Origin of the sequence: Halopseudomonas laoshanensis (assembly GCF_008365385.1) — a bacterium.
Lineage (GTDB): Bacteria > Pseudomonadota > Gammaproteobacteria > Pseudomonadales > Pseudomonadaceae > Halopseudomonas > Halopseudomonas laoshanensis.
Window position 1 is genome coordinate 1402681 of the sequence record NZ_QOVF01000001.1, and the last position, 20048, is coordinate 1422728.

The window sequence follows — 20048 nt, forward strand, 5'->3', positions numbered from 1 at the left end:
TATGGCGCTGGTTTTTTTGTCAGATCAACCGATTCGCTGCGGCTCCATCTCCAGTTCCAGGCCGAAACGGGTAAGTATGTCCTGCCGTACCCGGTCCGCCAGGGCCAGTATTTCAGCGCCCCTGGCTGCGGCCAGATTCACCAGCACCAGCGCCTGCTCGCTATGCACACCAACGCTGCCTTGCTGATAGCCCTTCCATCCAGCCTTCTCGATCAGCCAGCCCGCAGCCACCTTGAACTGGCCATCAGGCTGTGGGTAATGCGGCAATTGTGGATGCTCCACCAGCAATTGCTGCAACTTGACCGCCGATACCAGCGGGTTCTTGAAAAAACTCCCGGCGTTACCCAGGTGCGCAGGATCCGGCAGCTTGCTGCTACGGATCTGACAGACCAGCTCGCTGACTACCCGAGCATCAGGGCGTTGCAGCCCGGTGAACTGCCAGGCTGCTGCCAATGGTGCATATTCGATCTTTAACTGCGGCCGCAGCGACAGGCGCAAACGTACCCGCAGAATGACATAGCGCCCTGCCGCTTGTTTGAATAACGAATCGCGGTAGGCGAAGCGGCAGTCAGCTAACGTAAAACGGGTCACCTGACCACTTTCACGATCCAGCGCATCCAGGCTTTCAAAGCTGTCCTTGAGCTCGACGCCATAGGCGCCAATATTCTGCACTGGCGCGGCGCCCAACGTGCCGGGAATCAGCGACAGATTCTCCAGACCGGACAGACCCTGATCCAGGGTCCAGTTGACCAGCGCATGCCAGTTCTCCCCCGCCTCACCTTCGACAACAACCTCAGAGCCGTTGCGCGTGATAACACGGCGGCCGCGGGTGCGCATGGCAATCACCAGACCATCCACGGGGCCGGACAGCACTACGTTACTGCCACCGCCGAGCAGGGTCACAGGCCACTTGTGCGTACTGGCCAATGCCAACGCCTCGCGCAGGTCGGTTTCAGTTTCCACGCAGATCAGGCGACGCGCCTTTTCGCTGATGCCGAAGCTATTGAACGTACGCAGATCGGCATGTTCGGCAATCGTCAGCATGAGGTTCGAGCCAGATCTTCCAGCAATCCCCGGCTAGCCGCTTCGAGCATATCGAGCACCTGCTCAAAACCGGCTTCGCCACCGAAATACGGATCCGGCACTTCCTGGGGCCAATCCGGGGCATAGTCCATCAGTAAACCGATACGCGCGCGAGCGTTGGCAGGAGCTCGTGCAAGCAGGTTATCCAGGTTGCTCTGATCCATGGCGAGAATGAGGTCAAATTGCTCGAAGTCCTCGTCAGCCACTGCCCGCGCACGTTGCATGCGCAAATCGTAGCCGCGTTTCAAGGCTGCGGCAGTGGCGCGCTGGTCTGGCGGCTCGCCGGTGTGATAACCACCGGTGCCGGCGGAGTCGATACTGATTTCATGCTGCAAGGCGCTAGCTTGCAACTGGCTCGCAAAAACACCCTGCGCCGTCGGCGAACGACAGATGTTGCCCAGGCAAACGAACAGCACGCGAGTCATACCGCCCCCAGCAGCGCCCGAACGCGATCCAGATCCGCCTGGGTATCCACTCCCGCCGGTGGCACTTCGCAGGCATCGGCTACCTGAATGCGGCAGCCGAACCACAGCGCGCGCAACTGCTCCAGAGACTCGGCCTGCTCCAGTGGGCTGCACGGCCAGGTGACATAATCATGTAGAAAGCTGACTTTATAGGCGTAGAGGCCAATGTGCCGCCGGAACGGCAGATCCGCAGGGAGTTGTTTCGGCTCCTGGGCAAAGGCGTCCCGGCACCAGGGCATGGGTGCACGGCTGAAATACAAGGCGTAGCCCTGGTGATCGGTCACCAGCTTGACCACATTCGGATTGAACAGACTCTGCAGATCCTCAAGCGGCTCGGCCAGGGTCGCCATACTGGCCTTAGGGTGGGCCAGCAGGTTTGCCGCCACCTGATTAATCAATGCAGGCGGGATCAGCGGCTCGTCACCCTGGACGTTGACCACGCAGGCGCCGGGCTCCAGGCCCAGGTGCGTGACCACCTCCTGCAGACGATCAGTCCCCGAGGGGTGGTCAGCGCGGGTCAGCACCACCTTGGCATCGAACGTCGCGCAGGCATCGGCGATACGCTGATCGTCAGTTGCAATAGTGACGCTGGCGGCGTCGCTCTTGCACGCCTGCTCCCAGACATGCTGAATCATCGGCTTGCCAGCGATGTCCAGCAGCGGCTTGCCGGGCAAGCGTGTCGATGCAAAACGGGCGGGAATAATGACGTGGAACATGTTCAGCGGTCCAACCGCTCGTCCGCGTCCAGCGCTCGCGTTTCATTTTCCAGCATCACCGGAATACCGTCGCGCACGGGAAAAGCTAGGCCATCAGCCCTGCACCAGAGCTCGGTCTTGTCGGCATTTTGTACCAGAGGTCCTTTGCACAGAGGGCATGCAAGAATATCAAGCAGTTTGGGATCCATCGGGTGACTCCTGAAAACGAATGGGAACCTCAGCGTTGCCGCAATGCCGTCTCCAGGCACTGTTGCAGGCGCGAGGCGAAAGCGTCGCTGAGCGACGCATCAATACTCAGATACCACCAGTTGTCACGGGCAAACCCGGTGCACTTGACGGCATCTTTTTCGGTCATGATCAGCGGCTTGCCGGGATCACAACGGACAAAGCTCGCAGGTGTATATTGCGCATGATCAGCAAAGGCGTGACCGTTCGGCTGCAAGGATAACCCTTTCAAGGTGTTAAAAAAACGCTGCGGATTACCAATACCTGCGACCGCTTCTACCTCTTGCCCACCCTGCCACTGTGCAGCAGGAATCCGGTCGCCGGTGCACATGTTGACCAGCGCTACAGGAGCCAGGGTCATGGCGAAGGCGTTGGCGTCGTCAGCCGCCTGACCGTTGCTCACCACTATATCAACCGAGCGCAAACGGGCTGCGGGTTCGCGCAGCGGGCCTTCGGGTAGACAGCGGGCATTACCCAGGCCGCGCGCTGCATCAAGGATGAGAATTTCCAGATCGCGGCCCAAGGCGTAGTGCTGCAGACCGTCATCACTGATGATCACATCTACCTGAGCGCTAGCAAGCAGGTACTGGGCAGCGCGCGGTCGATCAGGGTCAATCACCACCGGCACCGCGCAACGACGCGCGATTAACAATGGCTCGTCACCCGTCTGCTCGGGCGTATCCACCAGCGGATCGACCAGGTGCGGAAACTCCGTACCTTCAGCGCCATAGCCACGACTGATGACGCCGGGTTTCAGACCGATGGATTGCAGATAGGAGATCAGCCAGATACACATAGGCGTCTTGCCGGTGCCGCCCAGGGTGATATTCCCCACCACAATGACCGGGATCGGCGCCAACCATACACGTTCAGGGTCATTCAGGTAGCGATGCCGTCGGCGCACCACGGCAGAGGCATATACAGCCGACAAGGGTCTGAGCAGCTTCAACCACGGGCTTGATTGGTACCAGGCCCGCAGCATGAACTGTTCCAGCGAAAAGCCCCTCACTGGCTGTCGTCCGCCCCCATCTCACTGGTGGTCAGCCGCAGCCGGGTGAAACCCAATTGACCCGCGGCGTCCATCGCCATGATAACCGCCTGATGCGGGGTTTGCGCGTCTGCCGTAATGATCAACGGCAGGCTGTTATCGCCCGCCGATTCGCGCTCCAACGCGGTCTTCAACGTGTCCATGGAGGGTGCGGCCAAGGCCTTCTGATTGATGGCGATGTCACCCGTGGCGGAAATGACCAGTTCGATCTGCTGGGTCTCCGCACTATCTACCTGCTGACCAGAAGCGGCTTGCGGAAGATCAAGTTTCAGCTGTGTTTCCCGGGTAAAGGTGGTCGAAACCATAAAGAAGATCAGCAACAGAAACACCACATCAATCAGCGGCGTCAGGTTTACGCTGGCCTCATCAGGCTTCTTGCGTCTGAAGTTCACGGTCAGGCTCCCTTGCGCGTGCTGCCGACATGGGAGACTTTGACTTGCTGCTCGGCGCCTTCCACTTCACGATTGCCTTGCATGACCTCCACCAGCTTGGTGGCTTCCTGCTCCATGGCGATGACCAGTTCTTCCACCCGGCGAACAAAGAAGCGGTGGAAAAACAGTGCAGGGATAGCCACAGTCAAGCCAGCAGCCGTGGTGATCAACGCTTTGGAGATACCCCCTGCGAGAACGCCGGTATTGCCAGTACCCTGCGCCATGATGGCGCTGAACACGTCGATCATGCCGATCACCGTACCCAACAGCCCCAATAGCGGCGTAATGGCAGCGATGGTGCCAAGCGTATTCAGGTAACGCTCCAACTCGTGGATGACCTTGCCGGCGGCTTCCTGAATGCACTCCTTCATGATTTCGCGGCCGTGGCGGGAATTGGCCAGACCTGCAGCAAGGATTTCCCCCAGTGGCGAATCAGCCCGCAGGCTCTTGAGTTTGGCAGCGTCCAGTTCGCCATCCTTGACCCAGCGCCAGACCTGGCCAAGCAAACTGGGGGGAGCAATCCGGCTGGTCCGCAATGTCCATAACCGTTCAATGACGATGGCCACAGCAATGACCGAAAACAACACTATTGGCAGCATTAGCCAGCCGCCCGCACTGATCAATTCCCACACACGCGTTCCCTCCCCCAAATGTTGGCTAACTCTAGCACAGGCAAAACCCTTGCCCGCGCAATCTTGTTATTCATGCCAGAATCGCCGGGCCTTATCGCGCCACGACCATTTCCGGTAGCTGCCTCCCGCCTCATCCAGCACAAAGCGGATGGCACCCGAGGCGCTAGTATAAACAGGTTCCACGCCCAATTCCCGGTAGCGATCCACAACCTTGGGATGAGGATGATTGAATGCGTTACCTGCGCCGGCGCTGAACACGGCCCATCGGGGATCGACCGCACGAATAAAGGCGTAGGACGATGACGTGCGACTGCCATGATGCGGGGCCAGCAACAGTTGCGCCGCAAGTGTCTCACGCAACATCTGGTATTCGCCGCGGATGCCCAGGTCACCGGGAAGCAACACGCTCGCAGCACCTATGCCGGCGCGCAAGACGCAAGAGCGTTCGTTTGCTGGCGCGGGTGGTGGCGCGCTGTAAATCACCGCAAAGCTTATACCATTCCATTCCCATGTCTCCCCGGGCTCGCAGGGCCTGACCGGCAACGCCGGCGGTAACGCTTCGTGCTGCCCGGCCAGCACTTCGGTTACCGGCATCCGGGTAACCATGGCCATGGCACCGCCTGCGTGATCGTTGTCCGCATGGCTGATTAACATTCTGTCCAGTCGCTCAACGCCCAGCTCAACCAGCGCCGGGTGCACAACCGCCTCGCCCAGATCGAAGCCGCTGGATAGCCGTGCCCCGGCATCATAGAGCAGGTTGTGCTCGCGGGTTTGCAACAACACCGCCAGGCCCTGGCCAACATCCAGCACCGTCACCCACAGCTGTCGCTCCTGTGGCCGCGCCTGGGGGTTGCTCAGCAAAACCGGCAGACACACCAGAGCGGGCACACATAACAATCTTGCTAACGGGCTGAGCAACGCCAACGCCGCCAACGTTCCCAGCGACCAGTTGAACCACCCGGGAAAAGCCAGATAGCTGGGCAAATGCCACTGCGCAGCCCAACTCAGCATGGCGAAAAGAGCGGCCAACGCCTTGCCCGCACCGATCAGTAACCAGGTAGCACCAAACACCAGCTCCAACACCGTGCCGAGCAACGCAGCCGGCACTACAATCAGGCTCACCCAGGGGATCGCCAGCACATTGACCAGAGGGGAAATAATACTGCCAGGCATTCCCCATAGCAGCAGCCAGGGCCAGAGCCCAATGAACACCACCCACTGCGCACGTCCCCAGCGCCACCATAAACCCTTGGTTTGCAAACGCCCATGCATGCCCAGAATCAACAACCCGACCGCCATGAAGGACAACCAGAAGCCCGCCAACAACGGAGCTGCCGGGTTCAATAGCGTCACTGAGCAAAGGGCGGCAGACCAGAAAATCCAGGGGCCTGGCTGGCGATAAATCAGCTTGGCGAGCAACACCAGTGCCACCATCAGCAACGCCCGCTGGGTAGGCACTGCAAACCCGGCAAGTCCCGCATACAGGGCCGCCGCCAGTACCGCCAGGGGCGCAGCCAGCCATAGCCGCGGCCAGGTAAAGGGCAGCAACCCCATACGGCCGGCCAGGGCTGCCAGACCAAATATGGCCGCGGCGAACATGCCCACGTGCAAACCTGATATGACCATTAAGTGACTGGTACCCGTGGCCTGCAAGACATTCCAATCAGCTTTGTCCAGCACACTGCGGTCGCCGACCACCAAGGCTGTCAAGCGGGAATGTCCAGGACTCTCCCCCAGCACCCTTTGCAAGCGCTGACGAATATAATCGCGCACCGGCCCCAACCCGGACGTATTCGGGCGCTGCATACGCTCGCCCGAGCTGATACTGGCGACCGCGCCCACACCATTGGCGTATAGCCAGGCTTCGTAGTCGAACCGTCCGGGATTGGACATACCCCTGGGGCGGCGCAAACGCGCCTCGAAGCGCCAATGCTCGCCGGGGAACACCTGCTCACCCGCGTACCAATGAGCGCGAATAGATGGCAAAGCCTGGCCCACGCCCTCTGGGCTGTCCTGCAACCGGGCATCGGCAATTCTGAACCGCCAGCCTGTATCGGTAGCCTCCGGCAGACCCTGGACGCGCCCCTCCAACACGACCCGTTGCATATCCAGCGCAGAGTGCAACCGTTGCTCCATTTGTTGATGGTGAAACAGACAGGCCCATACCACACCGGCCACGAGCAAGCCGATATGCCGGCCCGCGGATCGCCATAATCCAACGAGGGGTATCAGGCACGTGAGGCAAAATAGCCATGGCAGAGACGGCAAGGATTCTAGAGTCAGTGGCAGCAGCAGCCCTAGCCACAGGACCAGCAACCGGCTCACCAGCGATGAGAAAAAACCCACTTCCTGTGCACCTCCATTGCCGCCAGGCAGTAGTGTCGCCCTGACATTCCATGCATAATTGGTCCACATTTCCCAGATCGAATATTCGCGATGCCGCGTAGGCTCCTGAAACGCTACATGCCCAGCCCTGAACGGATAAAGCAGAGCAAGTCGCTGCGCTTTATGGGCACCATGCTGCACGATCCGAATCTATGGCATCTCAACCGCCATAGTGTGGCCCGAGCCATGGCGGTGGGCCTGTTTGTTGCCATGTTGCCGATTCCGATGCAGATGCTGCTGTCAGCTGCTATTGCGATGCCGCTGCGGGCGAACCTGCCGATTTCGATCGGGCTGGTCTGGCTGACCAACCCGGTGACCATGCCTGCCGTGTTCTTCACCCAATACAAGATCGGCACCTTGCTGCTGGGCGCACCCGAGCGCAGCATCCCCATGGAGCTGTCACTAACCTGGCTGATGTCGGAAATTCATCACATCTGGCAGCCGCTGTTGCTCGGCGCGCTGCTGACCGGCACCGTCCTGGCAATAGTGGGCTACGCTGCGACCATGTTGTATTGGCGGATATGGGTGGGGCGCAACTGGCAAAAGCGCAAACTGCGACGTCGTCGGCATATCTGAGCAAACATCAGGGGAATTTGAATCGAGGGGTTGAACCCGGGTGCAGACCATCAGCGCTCCGGGTAACCGGAACAGCCGATAGTCCGTCCCTGTTAAGCTCAGTGTTCCAAGGCGGCGAGATGGCCTTGTTGCAGGGTTAGCACGCGATCCATCTGCGATGCCAGGACCAGATCGTGAGTCACTACCATAAAGGCGGTATTCAGGCTCTGGCTTAGCTCCAGCATCAGTTGCTGGATGCTTTTGGCAGTAGTCTGATCCAGGTTACCGGTCGGCTCATCGAGCAAGACACAGGCTGGCTGATTGATCAGCGCACGGGCAATAGCCACCCGTTGCCGCTCACCGCCGGAAAGCTCTGCGGGCTTGTGCCCGGCACGCTCGGTCAACCCGACGCGACGCAGCATCTCCACACCACGCTCACGCGCCTGAGCAATCGGCATCCTGCCGATCAGCAGGGGCATGCACACGTTTTCCAGCGCAGTGAATTCTGCCAGCAGATGGTGAAACTGGTAGACGAAGCCCAGCCCGCTGTTTCTCAACTCGCCCCGCTCGGACTCCTTGAGTGCGGACATCTGACGCCCGGCCAGCCAGACTTCACCCTCAGTCGGCGTATCCAGCCCCCCGAGCAAATTAAGCAGGGTGGTCTTGCCCGAGCCCGAACTGCCGACAATCGCGATCCGCTCACCGGCAAGCAGATGAAAATTGATCGAGTCCAGCACCCGCAGGCGCTGTGGACCTATCGCATATTCCATACTCAGCTGGCGACATTCCAGCACCACTTCAGTCATAACGCAAAGCCTCCGCCGGCTCGGTTCGCGATGCCCGCCAGGCGGGATAAAGAGTCGCTGCAAAGCTCATTCCCAACGCGGTCAGGCAGATCAGAGCGACATCGCTCCAGATCAGCTGCGAAGGAAGGTAGCTGATGAAATACACATCGGAACTGAGAAACTGAATACCGAACAAGCTTTCCAGCCCAGCAACCATAGCCGACACATTCCATGCTGCCAGCACGCCGAGCACGCCACCGGCCAGGGTACCTATCACGCCGATCACCGAGCCCTGAACCATGAAGATGCCCATGATGGTGCCCGGCGATGCGCCCAGCGTGCGCAAAATGGCGATATCAGCTTTCTTGTCGGTGACCACCATTACCAGCGTGGAAATGATATTGAACGCAGCCACAGCCACGATCAGCAGCAGCAACAAGCCAATCATGGTCTTTTCCATCCGGATGGCGGCAAACAGGTTGCCATGGGTGCGCGTCCAATCCTGAGCGTAATAATTGCCCGGCAGCGTCAACGCCAGATCCCAGGCGACTTTCGGCGCCTGGAACAGATCGTCCAGCTTGACGCGCAAACCCTGCATCTGGCCCGGCTGCCAGCGCGACAGTCGAGCGGCATCACCGGCGTGGATCATTGCCAGCGAGCTGTCGAGCTCAGCCCCGACCTTGAACACGCCAGCAACGGTGAAGCGTTTCAGCCGGGGAAACACCCCGGCAGGCGTGACCGAGGCTTCAGGCAGCACAAAGGTCAGCTTGTCACCGACTTGAACGCCAAATCGCTTGGCAATCAATTCGCCGATAATGATACCGAACTCACCGTCCTGTAGATCGCTCAGGGCACCTTGAGTCATGTGTTGCTCAATGATCGATACGTGCTTCTCGGCCTCCGGTATCACGCCGCTGACGAGAACTGGGGCAACGCTGCCGTTATGCGTCAGCATGCCCTGCAACTGAATAAAGGGCGCGGCCGCGACCACCTGCGGATGCTCCTCCAGCCGGGTCGCCAGCGTTTGCCAATCGTCCATGGGCTGCTCGGAACTGATGGTTGCATGCGGCACCATACCGAGAATCCGGGTACGCAACTCGCGGTCAAACCCATTCATGACTGACAACACCAGAATCATGACCATGACGCCCAGAGTGAGGCCAAGCATGGAGATCAGTGATATAAATGAAATGAAGTGATTGCGACGTTTGGCCCGCGTATAACGCAAGCCAATAAAAAAGGGCAAAGGTCTGAACATGGAATACCGATTACCTGATGGGCAATGCCCGGTTGAGTGGCGGTTCGGACTGCATGGTACACTGATTCCAGACGATTGTTCAGCGCTTCAGACCGGCATATACGAGTAATCTCATGCAAACAGATGATGGCGACACGGAAGACAAACGGGATTTTTTTCGTATCCGCGACCAACTGGCGCTGGAGGTCAAACCGATCGACGGGCCAGACCTCGAGAATGTCGTTGCAGATGATGAATCACCGCTATTCAGTCTGCTCAGTGATCTGCATATGCTCGACTACGAATCCCAACATCTGCTCAGGCAAATCGCCGAACGCGATCGAGCGCTCGCCCAGTATCTGAAGATAATCAACAAGCGCGTCGACCTGGTCGGCAAGGCGCTGGCCATGCAACTGGCTGGCAACTTGAGCGAACCGCAGGAGGTCACGCTGAGCGAAGGCGGCATGTCTTTCCGCTCTGCCCAGCCTTACCCGATTGGTTCCTGGCTGATGTTACGCATGGTGTTGATGCCCTCGCCACTGGGGCTGGTACTGCCCGCTCGGGTAACGCATTGCGACAACAGAGAGGAGCCCGGCCAGTGGGCTCTCGGCGTCAGCTTCGACAATCTCAGCGACGCGCAACGCCAGTTGCTGGCCCGCCATATTCTGCAAAAACAGGCACAGGAAATCCGTGCCGCCAAAACATCAGAAAGGATGCCGACATGACAGTACTGCGGACCATTGCCTCACTCGCCTCTTCAACTGCACTGGCAGGCGGTCTGATACTGACCACCCTGCCTGCACAGGCAGACACGCTGGTTATTCCGTTGGGCCAGCAGGCCGGGCAAGCCGCAGTCACACTACCCCAGCGCGGCATGACTACCACCAGCGTAACTCAACGCCACGGCGAACCATCCCGCCGCCATGGCGCCGTAGGGGATCCGCCAATCAGCCGTTGGGATTATGCGGATTTCAGTGTTTACTTCGAACATGGCAAAGTCATACACAGCGTTCGCCAGCACCGTCAACAGGGTAACTGATTGCCCATGACGCTGATTTACGGCCATCGCGGCGCCCGGGGTGAAGCCCCGGAAAATACCCTGCCCAGTTTTCGCCGGGCTCTGGATGCCGGTGTAAAGCGTGTCGAGCTCGATCTGCACCTGTCCTCCGACCGGCAGTTGATGGTGATCCACGACCCGACTCTGCGCAGAACCACCGGCCTTGGTGGCAAGGTAGCGCACCATAGCGCGGCCGACCTGATGCGCATTGATGCACGGCGTGGCGGGCCCGATTGGCCAGAGCTCTGCCCTATTCCCAGCCTGGAGCAGTTGTTCACAGCCTGTCCGGAATTCGAGCATTATCAGCTTGAGGTCAAAAGCGGCTCTGCCGGGCAGTCGCGCATCGTGCTGGACGCGGTCACCAAACTGGTCGAGCGCTTCGGCCTGCAGGACAAAGTGGTTTTGACCTCCAGCAGTCGCACGCTACTGAAAACCGCACGCGACAGCGGTTTCAGCCTGCCTACCGGCCTGGTGGAAGAGTATGGTTTGATCGACTGGATAAAAAGCTGCAAGCGCTACGGCTGCGACTATCTGATTCTGAACTGGAAGCTCTGCTCGGCCCAGCGTGTGGCCAGCGCCAAGGCTCAAGGCCTGCACGTGTCGGTCTGGACCGTAAACGAGCCGGCACTGATGCAACGCCTGGTCGATATGGGCGTAGACAGCATCATCACTGACTTTCCGCACCTGGCGGTGGATACCCTGGCCGACTCGAGAGGTTGATCTGTAGCTATTAAAAAGCCCTGCATCGCAGGGCTTCAGGTCGCACGGGCTACCAACACTTAGAACAAGCGGTTCAAACCATCCAGCGCGGCCACACGATAAGCCTCCGCCATGGTCGGGTAGTTGAAAGTGGTGTTGACGAAGTACTTGATGGTATTCGCCTCCCCTTTCTGGTTCATGATTGCCTGACCAATGTGCACAATCTCCGATGCCTGGTCACCGAAACAGTGAATCCCTAATACCTGCAGGCTCTCACGGTGAAACAGAATTTTCAGCATGCCTACCGGCTCATCGGTAATCTGCGCCCGCGCCATGCTTTTGAAAAACGCCTGGCCGATTTCATAAGGCACATGAGCGTCGGTCAATTCCCGCTCGGTTTTACCCAGCGAGCTGATTTCCGGAATGGTATAGATACCGGTAGGCACATCATCCACAAAGCGCCAGGCATCGTTGCTGACGATATTGCCGGCGGCTGAACGCCCCTGGTCAAAAGCCGCGCTGGCCAGACTGGGCCAGCCAATGACATCACCCACCGCATAAATATTCGCTACCTGGGTGCGGTAGTTCTCATCGACGTCCAACTGGCCGCGGCCATTAGGGCGCAGACCGACATTCTCCAGACCCATGCCGTCAGTATTACCCGAACGACCGTTACACCAGAGCAACGCGTCAGCCTTGAGCTTTTTGCCGGATTTGAGGTTGAGCACCACACCGTGCTTGTCCAGCCCCTCGATACTTTCGTATTCCTCGTTATGCCGAATCAACACGCTGTTGTTGCGCAGGTGATAGCTCAGGGCATCGGAAATCTCGTTATCAAGAAAGCTCAGCAGACGATCGCGGTTATCGATCAGATCCACCTTGACCCCAAGCCCACAGAAAATCGACGCATATTCGCAGCCGATAACACCCGCACCATAGATGATCAATGTGCGCGGGGTGTGATTGAGTTTGAGAATGGTGTCGCTGTCATAAATGCGCGGGTGGCTGAAGTTCACATCGGCTGGGCGGTAGGGCCGCGACCCGGTAGCAATGATGATTTCCTTGGCTATCAGCTTTTCAACCACACCGGACTGATTGACCAGCTCGATAGTATTTTCATCGGCAAAACTACCCTTGCCAAAAAATACGTCGACCCGGTTGCGCGCGTAATAGCTGGTACGCGACGAAACCTGCTTGCCCATGACCTTTTCGGCGCTTTTCAACACGTCCGGAAAGGAAAACCAGCGCGGCTCACCGATTGAGCGGAACATCTTGTTGGTGTTGAAGTGGATGATCTGCTTGACCGAATAACGCAATGCCTTGGAGGGAATGGTCCCCAGGTGAGTGCAATTACCGCCAACCATGGTCCGTTCTTCCACCACGGCGACCTTGCGGCCATGCTTCGCCGCGTTCATTGCAGCGCCCTCACCCGCCGGACCAGAGCCCAGCACCACAACATCATAGTTATATACAGCCATTCAGCGATTTCCTTATAAATTTCGACGGGATACTGTCACAGGCACCCGATTACAGCTAGTCGACCTTGGTCGCGTCGTAGCTCAGATCTTTAGCCTTGCGCGGCTCCACACCAGCATTGGTGCTGGCTTCCTCGCACTTGGTGACGTCACCGCCGCAGATACCGCAGGACTTCTCCACACCTGTAGCGCCGATACCGCCACAGGAGCCTGCGATAGGTTTACGGCCCATCATGACCCCAACCGACATGCCGACAACCACCAGCACCATCAATGAAAATGCCAGAACCCAAACCATGACTCTACTCCTCGCTCTGCGTCAGAGCTGTGAATGAGGGAGTGGGCCTGGACACAAACTGCGTACCGTCGCGCAGCACAAACAGCGCGGCTACGTCATGTTCCAGTGCGAACTCCCAACCCTTTTCCGGGCCTTTAACCAACAAAACTGTCGACAACCCATCGGCTTTGGCCGCCGAGTTGTGCAAAACCGTCACCGCCGCCAGCTCATGCATCACCGGCCTGCCGCTGCGCGGATCGAAGGTATGCGAATAACGCTTGCCCTCATATTCGAAATAATTCCGGTAATCGCCTGAAGTGGATACCGCCTGGCCGTCCAGCTTGACGATCAGATGCGCCATCCGTTCGTCATCCCGCGGCTCTTCAATGGCAATTTTCCAGTGTGTCTGTCCAGGTTTCATGCCGGCAGCCTTCAGCTCGCCGGTAATTTCCACCATATAGCTATTGATACCACGTGCCAGCAGATGATCAACCACCTTATCGACCATATACCCTGCTGCAATGGCGCTGACATCGACCTGCACGTTGGCAGACTTGCACAACTGCTTGCCCTCAACGCGTAAATTCTGTTGCCCGACTGTCAGCAAAACCGCCTGCAATTCCTCGGCATCAGGAACAACCTGCCCACCATCACCGCCATGAAAACCCCAGAGCTCGAGCAGCGGCCCGAGCGTCAGGTCAAAGTCACCCGTGCTCTCTTCAGCCAGTATATGCCCCAGGCCGACCAACTCCAGCACCGATGCTGGCATCTCTCTGCAGCTGTCAGCGGGCATGGCATTGAACTGTGCCAGATCAGAGTCATCGCGCCAGGTCGATACCTCGCTGTCAAAATCGCTGAGCAAGGTTTCGATTTCTTCGTGCAAGGTCTCTGTTGCCGGCGTGCCTTCGGCACTCACCCACTTGATCGAGTAGGTACTGCCCATAGTGGAACCGGTCACTTCCGAAACCGACTCCATAGAATTGAAACAGCCCGTTAGGGCTGCTGCCAAGGCAACAGCGATAACGGGCTGGACGATACGCAAAAACACGCTAGCCGCCAAAATCATCAAGCATGATATTTTCTGGCTCTACACCCATGTCCTGCAGCATCTTGATCACCGAGGCATTCATCATCGGCGGCCCACACATGTAGTACTCGCAATCCTCTGGCGCAGGATGATCCTTGAGGTAGTTCTCCATCAGAACATTGTGGATAAAGCCTGTTGGGCCTTCCCAGTTGTCTTCAGGCAGCGGATCGGACAGCGCCAGATGCCACTCGAAGTTCTCGTTCTCTTCCGCCAGCTTGTCGAACTCTTCGACATAGAAGGCTTCACGCAGCGAGCGAGCACCGTACCAGAAACTGATCTTGCGCTTGGTCTTGATCCGGCCCAACTGGTCGAAGATGTGCGAGCGCATCGGCGCCATACCGGCACCGCCGCCGACGAACACCATCTCGGCATCGGTATCCTTGGCAAAGAACTCACCAAAGGGACCGTACACCGTCACCTTGTCACCGGGCTTCAGCGCAAAACACCAGGAGGACATCTTGCCCGGTGGCAGGTCGTCACGGCCTGGTGGCGGTGAAGCCACACGCAGGTTGAACTTGACCACGCCGCGCTCTTCCGGATAGTTCGCCATGGAGTAGGCACGAATCACGGTCTCGTCGACCTTGGAGACAAAGCGCCACATGTCGAACTTGTCCCAGTCACCGCGGAATTCCGGCTGAATGTCGAAATCCTTGTAGTTCACGGTATGCGGTGGGCATTCCAACTGCACATAACCACCAGCGCGGAAATCGACGTTCTCGCCTTCCGGCAACTTCAGCGTCAGCTCCTTGATAAAGGTTGCGACGTTGGGGTTGGCCTCTACGGTGCATTCCCACTTCTTCACACCGAACACTTCTTCCGGCACTTCGATTTTCATATCCTGCTTGACCGGAACCTGGCAAGACAGGCGCCAGCCTTCCTTCGCTTCACGCTTGGTGAAGTGACTCTCCTCGGTGGGCAGCATTTCACCGCCGCCCTCTTCGACGATGCACTTGCACTGCGCGCAGGTACCGCCGCCACCGCAGGCGGAAGACAGGAAGATACCGTTGGCAGACAGCGTATTCAGCAGTTTACTGCCGGCAGCCACGTTAACGGTGCGCTCACCATTGATTTCGATAGCTACATCGCCACTGCTGACGAGCTTTGCACGAGCGATCAGGATCACGGATACCAGCGTCAGAACGATCGCGGTAAACATGCCTACGCCCAAATAAATTTCCATGTTCATCTGAGAAAGCTCCTTTACAGTTGCACGCCGGAGAACGACATGAAACCGAGGGACATCAGACCCACGGTGATGAACGTGATACCCAGACCGCGCAAGCCATCTGGAACATCACTGTATTTGAGCTTCTCGCGGATACCCGCCAGGGCAACGATAGCCAGTGCCCAGCCAGTACCGGCGCCAAACCCGTAAGCCACACTTTCACCCAGGTTGTAATCGCGCTCGACCATGAACAAGGCCGCGCCCATGATGGCGCAGTTCACAGTGATCAGCGGCAGAAACACACCCAGAGCGTTGTAAAGTGCCGGCACGAACTTGTCGAGCAGCATCTCCATGATCTGCACGATAGCGGCAATCACACCGATATAGCTGAGCAGACCGAGGAAGCTCAGATCGACATTGGGTAAGCCAGCCCAGGCCAAAGCACCGTCCTTGAGCAGGTAGGTATAGATCAGGTTGTTCGCCGGCACCGTGATGGTCAGCACCACGATTACAGCAATACCCAGACCGATAGCCGTCTGTACCTTTTTCGAAATGGCGATAAAGGTACACATGCCCAGGAAGAAGGCCAATGCCATGTTTTCAACGAAAATAGCCCGAACCAGCAGGCTGATGTAATGTTCAATCATGGCTTACATAGCCTCCTTCAATGCGCGGCTTTGCGGAGCCATCTTGAAATCGGGCTCTTCAACCTGCTCGGTTTTCCAGGAGCGCAGGCCCCAGATGATCAGACCGATAATGAAGAACGCCGAGGGCGGCAGTAACAACAGACCATTGGGTTGATACCAGCCACCTTCATTCACTACCGGCAGAATCTCGATACCAAACAGCTTACCGGCACCGAGCAACTCACGAACGGTAGCTACGACGATCAGGATGAAGCTGTAACCCAGACCGTTACCGATGCCATCCAGGAAGCTCATATGCGGCGGGTTCTGCATGGCAAAGGCCTCGGCACGACCCATCACGATACAGTTGGTAATGATCAAGCCAACGAATACAGACAGCTGCTTGCTGATGTCATAGGCATAAGCCTTGAGCACCTGGTCAACCACGATTACCAGCGAGGCAATGATCACCATTTGTACGATCATACGGATCGAACTGGGGATCTGATTGCGAATCACCGAAATGAAGAGGTTCGACAGTGCCGTTACCGAGGTCAGTGCCAGACACATCACCATGGTGACATTCAGGCTGGTGGTCACTGCCAATGCAGAACAGATACCCAGAATCTGCAAAGCGATCGGGTTGTTACTGAAGATAGGATCGAACAGCACCTGCTTGGCGCTTGCTTTAGCCATGATTAAGCCTCCCCTGCATCAATGTTCTCGAGGAATGGACCAAAGCCATTCTCACCTAGCCAGAAACGCACCAGCGCCTGCACACCACGGCTGGTCAGCGTCGCACCGGCCAACCCGTCAACCTGGTGTTCTGCGTCGGGGTTGCTGCTGTCCACGCTGCCTTTGACGACAGTCACGGCGACTTCGCCATCGTCGTCATAAACGACTTTGCCAGACCACTGCTGACGCCAGTTGGGGTTATCCACTTCACCGCCCAGACCGGGGGTCTCAGCATGCTGATAGAAGCCCAGACCGACTACAGTCTTCAGGTCACCTTCCAGCGCGATAAAGCCGTACAAGGTAGACCACAAGCCATAGCCATGAATTGGCAGGATCATGGTTTCAATCCCGCCTTCATTTTCGACCATATAGACAGTGGCGAAATCTTCACGACGGCGGATGCTGGCGATATCTTCCGAAGGCTCCAGGCGTTTCGACATCTCCGGATTCTTCGCCGCCTGTTGCTGGTCATAGGTCAGCGGGTCCATTTCGTCACTGAACTCACCGGTCCGCAGATCAACCAGACGTGCAGTTACCTGCTCGAACTGGGCTTCTACATCGCCACCTTCTTCCAGCAAACCAGCGATGGACAGAATGTTGCGTTTCTTGTCGAGCAGTTGGTTGGTGATCTGCACCGGCTTGAGCGCGACAGCGGCAGCGGATACCACCACCGAGCACACCAGGCAGACCAGCAGCGCAACGATAATCGTGCGGCTGACTGTTTCTTTTTTACTGGACATGACGTGCGAGCCTCCGCTTTATGTTGGCCTGGACGACAAAATGGTCGATCAGGGGAGCAAAGAGGTTGGCGAACAGAATAGCCAGCATCATGCCCTCTGGGAACGCCGGGTTGACCACGCGAATCAGCAGTACCATCACACCGATCAGCGCCCCGAATATCCACTTGCCCTGGTTGGTCATCGACGCTGATACCGGATCGGTAGCCATATAGATCATGCCGAACGCAAAACCACCGACCACCATGTGCCAGTACCACGGCATGGCGAACATAGGATTGGTGTCCGACCCAATGGCGTTGAACAGCAGGCTCATCGCAATCATGCCAAGCATGACACCGGCGACGATGCGCCAGTTGGCAATCTTGGTAGTCAGCAATACTGCGCCACCTAGGAAAATCGCCAGGGTAGAGACTTCACCCATGGAACCGTGGATATTGCCGATGAAGGCATCCATCCAGGTAATGCCGCCATTGATGATCGCATCGACGCCACCGGAAGCCGCCAGGCTCAGAGCCGTAGCGCCGGCATAACCGTCAACTGCAGTCCAGACCGCATCACCCGAAATCTCCGCTGGGTAAGCAAAGAACAGGAAAGCACGACCGGTCAGCGCCGGATTAAGGAAGTTCTTGCCGGTACCACCAAACACTTCCTTGCCGATCACGATACCGAAGCTGATACCCAGGGCTACCTGCCACAAGGGGATATCCGGCGGCAGAATCAGCGCAAACAGGATCGAAGTAACAAAGAAGCCTTCGTTGACTTCGTGCTTACGGATGGAAGCGAACAGCACTTCCCAGAAACCACCCACAATAAAGGTCACCGCATAGACCGGCAGGAAGTAGGCAGCGCCGTGGACAAAGTTGTCCCACAGGCTCCCTGCATCAAACCCGGCAAACATCGCGATCAGACCAATGCGCCAGCTTTCCTGGGCATCCAGCAGCTCAGGGTTGGCAGCATAGATGCTGTTAGCCTGGAAGCCGATGTTGTACATCCCGTAAAAAATCACCGGGAAGGTACACAGCCACACAGTGATCATCATCCGCTTCAGGTCGAGACCATCGCGCACGTGTGCGGTGGTTCTGGTCACGCTGCCTGGACGGTAGAAGAAAGTATCGACCGCTTCGTACAGGGCGTAGAACTTTTCGTGCTTGCCGCCCTTCTCGAAGTTATGTTCGATCTTGTCCAAAAATGTACGCAAACCCATGGCTTAACCCTCCTTCTCGATTCGGGCGAGGTTATCGCGCAGAATCGGGCCATACTCGTATTTGCCGGCACACACGTAGCTGCACAAAGCCAGATCTTCTTCGTCCAGCTCCAGACAACCCAGTTTCTGGGCCATCTCGGTGTCGCCAACGATCAGGTAGCGCAAGAGTTGCGTGGGCAAAATATCCAGCGGCATGACCATCTCGTAGTTCCCCAGGGGAACCATTGCCCGCGGGCTGCCATTGGTTGTTGTAGTGAAGTTGAACAACTTGCTCGATTTGAGCTTGGAGACAAATATGTTCAGTACAGAATGCTTGTCTACACCGGCGCGCAGGTAGTGCAGCATTTGCCGCTCGCTACCTTCAGCCAGTACAGAAATCTGCGAATGGAAGCGACCCAGATAGCCGACCGGGCCCTGAGCGTTACGACCACCAAATACCGAACCGGAAATGACGCGATTGGTGCCCTGCTTAAGTTCGCCTGCGGTCAGCTCGTCCAGGTTCGCACCCAGTCGGGTTTTCAACAGCCGGGGCCGTTCAACCTGCGGGCCACCCAGAGCGACAACACGTTCAGTCCACAGCTTGCCATCGGTAAACAGCTTGCCGATCGCTACCACGTCCTGATAGTTGATTTGCCAGACCGTCTTGGTTTCATTGACCGGGTCGAGCAAATGGATGTGCGTGCCTGGCAAACCAGCAGGATGCGGACCAGCGAAGCTCTCGCTGCGCACGCCATCCAGGTTTTCGCCAGGAATGCTGACGCCGTCAGCCTTGCACAACCAGATGTTGCCCAACCGCGCCAACACCTTCAGACCATTCTCGAACTCAGCCGCGTACTCCTTGAGCACGACGGCCGGATCCGCAGCCAGAGGATTGGTATCGATGGCAGTAACAAAGATCGAATGCGGCTCGCTGTCTACCGCTGGTGTCTTGCTATAAGGACGAGTCCGCAACGCAGTCCAGAGCCCGGACTGAATCAACTGCTCGCGAACCTTTTGCGGCTCCAGAGATCCTAGAGAAGCGGCGTCATGGCTGTCGAAGCTGACAAACTCGTCACCATCCACATCAATAACCACTGATTGCAGAACGCGCTTTTCACCACGATTGACCGCACTGACTACGCCAGCCGCCGGGGCGGTATAAATCACGCCAGGTGTTTTTTTGTCGCTGAACAGGATCTGGCCAAGTTTGACCCGGTCCCCCTCCTGCACTTCCATGGTCGGTTTCATACCATGGTAGTCGAAGCCGACAATTGCAACGCTACGCGCGGGGCGTGCATCTTCGATCGTCTGCTCGGGGGAGCCGGTGATTGGCAGATCCAAGCCCCGTTTGATTTTTATCATACGTATAGCCTAATCACTGGTTGGAATCGTCAAGGGCGAGCCGGCATCCGGCAAACGGAAATCCCAAGAAACAGCTCTGGG

At 57.6% G+C, this 20048-nt stretch carries 23 protein-coding genes; 4 read left to right on the forward strand and 19 right to left on the reverse strand.

All coding sequences use genetic code 11. The features are described 5' to 3' along the window. Positions 1 to 24: 24 nt before the first annotated feature. The 8 genes from murB to DT594_RS06455 form a co-directional block, all read right to left on the reverse strand. Positions 25 to 1044 carry a UDP-N-acetylmuramate dehydrogenase gene (gene murB / locus DT594_RS06420; RefSeq protein WP_149331867.1) on the reverse strand — a complete coding sequence of 340 codons (1020 nt, stop codon included), beginning with the start codon at positions 1042 to 1044 and terminating at the stop codon, positions 25 to 27. Then, positions 1038 to 1508, reverse strand: a complete 471-nt coding sequence (locus DT594_RS06425; RefSeq protein ID WP_149331868.1) for a low molecular weight protein-tyrosine-phosphatase — start codon at positions 1506 to 1508, stop codon at positions 1038 to 1040. The genes murB and DT594_RS06425 overlap by 7 nt, the downstream gene beginning before the upstream one ends. Continuing rightward, positions 1505 to 2263, reverse strand: coding sequence for a 3-deoxy-manno-octulosonate cytidylyltransferase (gene kdsB, locus DT594_RS06430; protein ID WP_149331869.1), 759 nt, complete (start codon positions 2261 to 2263; stop codon positions 1505 to 1507). Before kdsB ends, DT594_RS06425 begins: the two co-directional genes overlap by 4 nt. Before the next feature lie 2 nt (positions 2264 to 2265). Further along, positions 2266 to 2451: a Trm112 family protein gene (locus DT594_RS06435; RefSeq protein WP_096348086.1), complete on the reverse strand. Its 186-nt coding sequence runs from the start codon at positions 2449 to 2451 to the stop codon at positions 2266 to 2268. Between the two features lie 29 nt (positions 2452 to 2480). After that, positions 2481 to 3470, reverse strand: coding sequence for a tetraacyldisaccharide 4'-kinase (gene lpxK, locus DT594_RS06440; RefSeq protein WP_149331870.1), 990 nt, complete (start codon positions 3468 to 3470; stop codon positions 2481 to 2483). Between the two features lie 23 nt (positions 3471 to 3493). Further along, the gene (locus DT594_RS06445) at positions 3494 to 3928 is read right to left on the reverse strand and encodes an ExbD/TolR family protein (protein WP_149331871.1); all 435 of its coding nucleotides are present in this window, start codon (positions 3926 to 3928) and stop codon (positions 3494 to 3496) included. A gap of 2 nt (positions 3929 to 3930) precedes the next feature. Continuing rightward, positions 3931 to 4599, reverse strand: a complete 669-nt coding sequence (locus DT594_RS06450; protein WP_096348084.1) for a MotA/TolQ/ExbB proton channel family protein — start codon at positions 4597 to 4599, stop codon at positions 3931 to 3933. A gap of 66 nt (positions 4600 to 4665) precedes the next feature. Continuing rightward, positions 4666 to 7014, reverse strand: coding sequence for a DNA internalization-related competence protein ComEC/Rec2 (locus tag DT594_RS06455; RefSeq protein WP_149331872.1), 2349 nt, complete (start codon positions 7012 to 7014; stop codon positions 4666 to 4668). Between the two features lie 21 nt (positions 7015 to 7035). On the opposite strand from DT594_RS06455, the gene DT594_RS06460 reads away from it, so the two are divergent. After that, the gene (locus DT594_RS06460) at positions 7036 to 7560 is read left to right on the forward strand and encodes a DUF2062 domain-containing protein (protein WP_096348082.1); all 525 of its coding nucleotides are present in this window, start codon (positions 7036 to 7038) and stop codon (positions 7558 to 7560) included. A 98-nt stretch (positions 7561 to 7658) separates the two neighbouring features. On the opposite strand, the gene lolD is transcribed toward DT594_RS06460, so the two are convergent. Both lolD and DT594_RS06470 read right to left on the reverse strand, forming a co-directional pair. Next, positions 7659 to 8345: a lipoprotein-releasing ABC transporter ATP-binding protein LolD gene (gene lolD, locus DT594_RS06465; RefSeq protein WP_149331873.1), complete on the reverse strand. Its 687-nt coding sequence runs from the start codon at positions 8343 to 8345 to the stop codon at positions 7659 to 7661. Continuing rightward, positions 8338 to 9582 (reverse strand): lipoprotein-releasing ABC transporter permease subunit, encoded by a 1245-nt coding sequence (locus DT594_RS06470; protein WP_149331874.1) that lies wholly within the window; start codon positions 9580 to 9582, stop codon positions 8338 to 8340. The genes lolD and DT594_RS06470 overlap by 8 nt, the downstream gene beginning before the upstream one ends. Before the next feature lie 113 nt (positions 9583 to 9695). On the opposite strand from DT594_RS06470, the gene DT594_RS06475 reads away from it, so the two are divergent. From DT594_RS06475 to DT594_RS06485, 3 genes are read left to right on the forward strand one after another with little or no spacing between them, the layout of a single operon-like run. Next, entirely contained in the window at positions 9696 to 10286 is a 591-nt protein-coding gene (locus tag DT594_RS06475; RefSeq protein ID WP_149331875.1) for a PilZ domain-containing protein, read from the forward strand. Further along, positions 10283 to 10600, forward strand: coding sequence for a phosphodiesterase (locus DT594_RS06480; protein ID WP_246164556.1), 318 nt, complete (start codon positions 10283 to 10285; stop codon positions 10598 to 10600). The genes DT594_RS06475 and DT594_RS06480 overlap by 4 nt, the downstream gene beginning before the upstream one ends. A 6-nt stretch (positions 10601 to 10606) precedes the next feature. After that, positions 10607 to 11338, forward strand: a complete 732-nt coding sequence (locus DT594_RS06485) for a glycerophosphodiester phosphodiesterase (protein WP_149331876.1) — start codon at positions 10607 to 10609, stop codon at positions 11336 to 11338. Between the two features lie 59 nt (positions 11339 to 11397). Here DT594_RS06485 and sthA read toward each other — a convergent pair whose 3' ends face one another. The 9 genes from sthA to DT594_RS06530 all read right to left on the reverse strand — a co-directional run bounded on the left by sthA (position 11398) and on the right by DT594_RS06530 (position 19967). Further along, positions 11398 to 12795 carry a Si-specific NAD(P)(+) transhydrogenase gene (gene sthA, locus DT594_RS06490; RefSeq protein ID WP_149331877.1) on the reverse strand — a complete coding sequence of 466 codons (1398 nt, stop codon included), beginning with the start codon at positions 12793 to 12795 and terminating at the stop codon, positions 11398 to 11400. Between the two features lie 55 nt (positions 12796 to 12850). Beyond that, on the reverse strand, positions 12851 to 13090 hold the full coding sequence (nqrM, locus tag DT594_RS06495) for a (Na+)-NQR maturation NqrM (RefSeq protein WP_096348075.1): 240 nt from the start codon (positions 13088 to 13090) through the stop codon (positions 12851 to 12853). 4 nt (positions 13091 to 13094) lie between these two features. After that, positions 13095 to 14027 (reverse strand): FAD:protein FMN transferase, encoded by a 933-nt coding sequence (locus tag DT594_RS06500; protein WP_342780280.1) that lies wholly within the window; start codon positions 14025 to 14027, stop codon positions 13095 to 13097. 91 nt (positions 14028 to 14118) lie between these two features. Further along, entirely contained in the window at positions 14119 to 15342 is a 1224-nt protein-coding gene (gene nqrF / locus DT594_RS06505; protein WP_149331878.1) for an NADH:ubiquinone reductase (Na(+)-transporting) subunit F, read from the reverse strand. A gap of 14 nt (positions 15343 to 15356) precedes the next feature. Beyond that, the gene (nqrE, locus tag DT594_RS06510) at positions 15357 to 15965 is read right to left on the reverse strand and encodes an NADH:ubiquinone reductase (Na(+)-transporting) subunit E (protein ID WP_149331975.1); all 609 of its coding nucleotides are present in this window, start codon (positions 15963 to 15965) and stop codon (positions 15357 to 15359) included. A 6-nt stretch (positions 15966 to 15971) separates the two neighbouring features. Then, on the reverse strand, positions 15972 to 16643 hold the full coding sequence (locus DT594_RS06515; RefSeq protein WP_096348073.1) for an NADH:ubiquinone reductase (Na(+)-transporting) subunit D: 672 nt from the start codon (positions 16641 to 16643) through the stop codon (positions 15972 to 15974). 2 nt (positions 16644 to 16645) lie between these two features. Further along, positions 16646 to 17422: a Na(+)-translocating NADH-quinone reductase subunit C gene (locus DT594_RS06520; RefSeq protein WP_096348072.1), complete on the reverse strand. Its 777-nt coding sequence runs from the start codon at positions 17420 to 17422 to the stop codon at positions 16646 to 16648. Further along, positions 17412 to 18626 (reverse strand): NADH:ubiquinone reductase (Na(+)-transporting) subunit B, encoded by a 1215-nt coding sequence (locus DT594_RS06525; protein ID WP_096348071.1) that lies wholly within the window; start codon positions 18624 to 18626, stop codon positions 17412 to 17414. The genes DT594_RS06520 and DT594_RS06525 overlap by 11 nt, the downstream gene beginning before the upstream one ends. A gap of 3 nt (positions 18627 to 18629) precedes the next feature. Further along, a complete protein-coding gene (locus DT594_RS06530; RefSeq protein WP_149331879.1) occupies positions 18630 to 19967 on the reverse strand; it encodes a Na(+)-translocating NADH-quinone reductase subunit A in 1338 nt (445 codons plus the stop codon). Positions 19968 to 20048 lie beyond the last annotated feature (81 nt).